The sequence below is a fragment of the Holtiella tumoricola genome, from assembly GCF_027857615.1.
Taxonomy (GTDB): Bacteria; Bacillota; Clostridia; order Lachnospirales; family Cellulosilyticaceae; genus Holtiella; species Holtiella tumoricola.
Genome location: NZ_JAQIFT010000023.1, coordinates 1 through 3,196 on the forward strand (window position 1 = coordinate 1; position 3,196 = coordinate 3,196).

The 3,196-nt window shown below is 32.1% G+C and carries 2 protein-coding genes; both read left to right on the plus strand.

Features of this window, described 5'->3' with window-relative positions; all coding sequences use genetic code 11:
- The first annotated feature begins 111 nt into the window (after positions 1–111).
- Positions 112–1,974, plus strand: coding sequence for a M3 family oligoendopeptidase (locus PBV87_RS22835; RefSeq protein ID WP_271011495.1), 1,863 nt, complete (start codon positions 112–114; stop codon positions 1,972–1,974).
- Between the two features lie 153 nt (positions 1,975–2,127).
- On the plus strand, positions 2,128–2,985 hold the full coding sequence (locus PBV87_RS05870) for a DUF368 domain-containing protein (protein WP_271011496.1): 858 nt from the start codon (positions 2,128–2,130) through the stop codon (positions 2,983–2,985).
- The last annotated feature ends 211 nt before the right edge of the window (positions 2,986–3,196 follow it).

Here is a 3,196-nt window from a genome sequence, read left to right on the forward strand (position 1 = left end):
AGATGACCTCTTTTAATTTTATAAAAAATTTAAATATGTTTTATTATTATAAGATGAAAGCGGATAAGGAAATGTTATAATAAGTTATAAAGTTAAATAGGAGTGATAGATGTGAATGAAGAATCTAATAAAATAGATAAAGAATCACACCAAGAAGTGAAAGATAAAATAATAGAAGAAAATGAAATAGAAGAAGAGATAAGAGAATTAGAAATAGAAAACGAGTTAGAAGAGGAAAAACAACGACAAAAACGATTAAAAAAACGAATCATTGCATGTGTTTGTAGTTTAATGATTATACTGCTTTTGATACCTTTTTTTGAGTATTTAGTGCCTCAAAATAATGGGGAAAATGTAAAGACAAGTTTAATTGATTTAACAAATTTGTATCCATCAAGTAATGCATGGGAGGAAGCTTATAAGCAAGTTACTCAAGATATTACAAGTTTTACAAATTATGAAGGCCAGTTAAAAGATGAAAATAAGTTACTAGAATGCTTAAAACTAGATGAACAAATCAGTAGGCGTATTCATCAATTATCTGTTTACACAGTATTAAAGACCAGCCTAGACCAGTCTGACCAAGAGGCCTTGGGACAAAAAGGAAAGATAGGGCAGCTACTTTCAGAGTATATACAAAAGAGTGAATTTATACTATTAGAATTAGGTGAATATGGTTTAAGTGATATAGAAGCATTACAACAAAAGGAAGTTTTTCAACCTTATAAAAAAATTTTAGAAGCTGCAGTAGAAATCTATGAAGAAGGTCTAGATACAAAGAGCTATACCTTTTATGTGAAAATGATGACCATGTTAGAACAGATAGATACGGTGTACGAACAAATTTTATATGCTGATAATGGAGAGGTTAAAGGGAATATAGACTATGTTAAAAGACTTAGGGAAAAACAATATAGCTTAGCTGCTCTTTATAATATGGAAGTATCTAAAGAAATAATCTTTAGTGAAGCATTAGGATATGACAATATTATAGAGTATCTAACAGATAAGCAAGGTGTTGATTTAGAAGTCTATGAAACAGCAAAAGAAGAAATTATGAAAATGCAACCTCTATTAGAGCGTTATTTAGAAATAAGAAAAAAGTTGAGTTTAAGCTATTCTCAAGATACTTATCATTATAACAAGGTACCTACCTTAATAGAGGAAGCTTATGGGTTATTTGGTACTGCATATACAGATGTTGCAAGAAGAGCTTTTGAAGAAAATTGGATAGATCCATTTAAAGAAGCGTATAAAATAGATGGGGCATTTACAATAGGAAGTTATGATACGCATCCTTATGTTATTTTAAACTATGAGGCTACGCCCTATGGACTAGGTGTTGTTGCTCATGAATTAGGACACGCCGTACACTATGAATTAGCAAGAGCAAATCAGCCTTATAATACATGGAAAGCAGATATTTTTGCTTCAGAGATTGCCTCTTTAACGGCAGAAAAGAGTGCTTATGAAACGATGTACCAGAAAGGGACAACCAATGAGCAGAGGAAGCAAGCTTTAATTCTAAAGGCAGACAGTTTAATGAATAGCCTTTTCTATCAAATGGTTATAGCAACCTTTGAAGAAAAAGCATATACTCTTGTAGCAGAGGGAGAAAGCCTTACGGCAGATCGTCTTAATAGTTTATGGAAAGAAGCAAATAGAATTTATTTTGGAGAAAGTAATCCGATTGAAGGAGAATGGGCAAGTATTTCTCATATCTTTGAGAATTTTTATACTTTCCAATATGCTACGGCATCAGTAGCATCGGAAATTATTATAAGTGAATTTATTAAAGGAAATGAAGAGATGCAGACCAATTGGATGCACTTTTTAGAAAGTGGAGGAAATAAGACAGGTTATGAGTTAACAAAAGAAATATTAGGAATGAATTTAGCTAGTCCAGAATATTATGAAAGGGTAGCAGATCATTTTGAAGCATATATTGATGAGCTTGAAACGTTTACAAAGTGAGTGCAGCATATTCTTTGAGATTACGGGGAAGACTCCAAGGATGATTGGCTTAAATTCAGACAAGACTACAAACTAGTAAAGAAGCTTGTTGAAAAATAACGGATACAGTGATAGATTAGAGGGTATATCAAACACTCGATAAGGAGAAAAAGCATGAGTGGAGCATTTATAAAACAAATACTAAAAGGGACAATTATTGGAGTAGCCAATATTATTCCTGGGGTAAGTGGAGGAACACTTGCAGTATCTATGGGGATTTATGATCAAATCATAGAGTCCATTACACAATTTTTTAAACAACCGAAAAAAAGTATTATTACACTTCTACCTTATGGGATAGGAGCAGTCATAGGAATAATAGGATTATCATTTTGTATTGAATGGCTTTTTAAATATTTTCCATTAGCTACTAACTTATTTTTCATAGGGCTTATTATAGGTTCGCTACCTATTTTGTATAGGAAGGTTCAAGGGCAAGGTAAAAAAGGAAGCCATATACTAGCTTTTCTTATAATGTTCGCAATGGTAGTAGGTATGTGCTTTATGAAAGATACAAAACCAACACAAGAGGTTTTAAGTATTAGTTTAGGTGGAGGTATTGAACTATTCTTTGTTGGCGTTATAGCTGCAGCAACAATGGTTATACCAGGAGTAAGTGGATCTATGATTTTAGCACTTATGGGCTTTTATTTACCTATCATAGAAACCATTAATAGTTGTATTAAAAGTTTAGTAATTTTTGATTGGGCTACATGTATTACTACAGGAATTACATTAGTACCATTTGGGCTAGGTATTGTTATTGGAACATTTCTCATTGCAAAGATGATAGAGTTCCTATTGAAGCGATGTGAGACACTGGTATATTGGGCAATTATCGGACTAGTAGTAGGCTCACCTATTGCGATTCTCATTACATCAGGAGTTGTTATAAATGGTATATTTAGTTTAGTGACAGCAGCTTTATGCTTTATACTAGGTAGCTTCATTGCATATAATTTAGCTCAGTAGCTTTTGGATTATTCCAAAAGCATATAGCGGCTTATTTCTTTAATGGTTAAAAAGCTAAAGACTTTAATTTTTGTATTAAAATGTCCATTATGACCTAGACAATAGATGGAATCGGGTATTTGAGCTAATATAGGTACTAGACTTAAATAGAAATAGTATAGAAGGTATAAAAATAATAGATCGTGTAGACTAAATAAAAAACACAGAGATC

What these genes read in the sequence shown, in the direction of transcription:
- PBV87_RS05870 (WP_271011496.1), top strand. Translation starts at nt 2,128, where the DNA reads ATGAGTGGAGCATTTATAAAACAAATACTAAAAGGGACAATTATTGGA.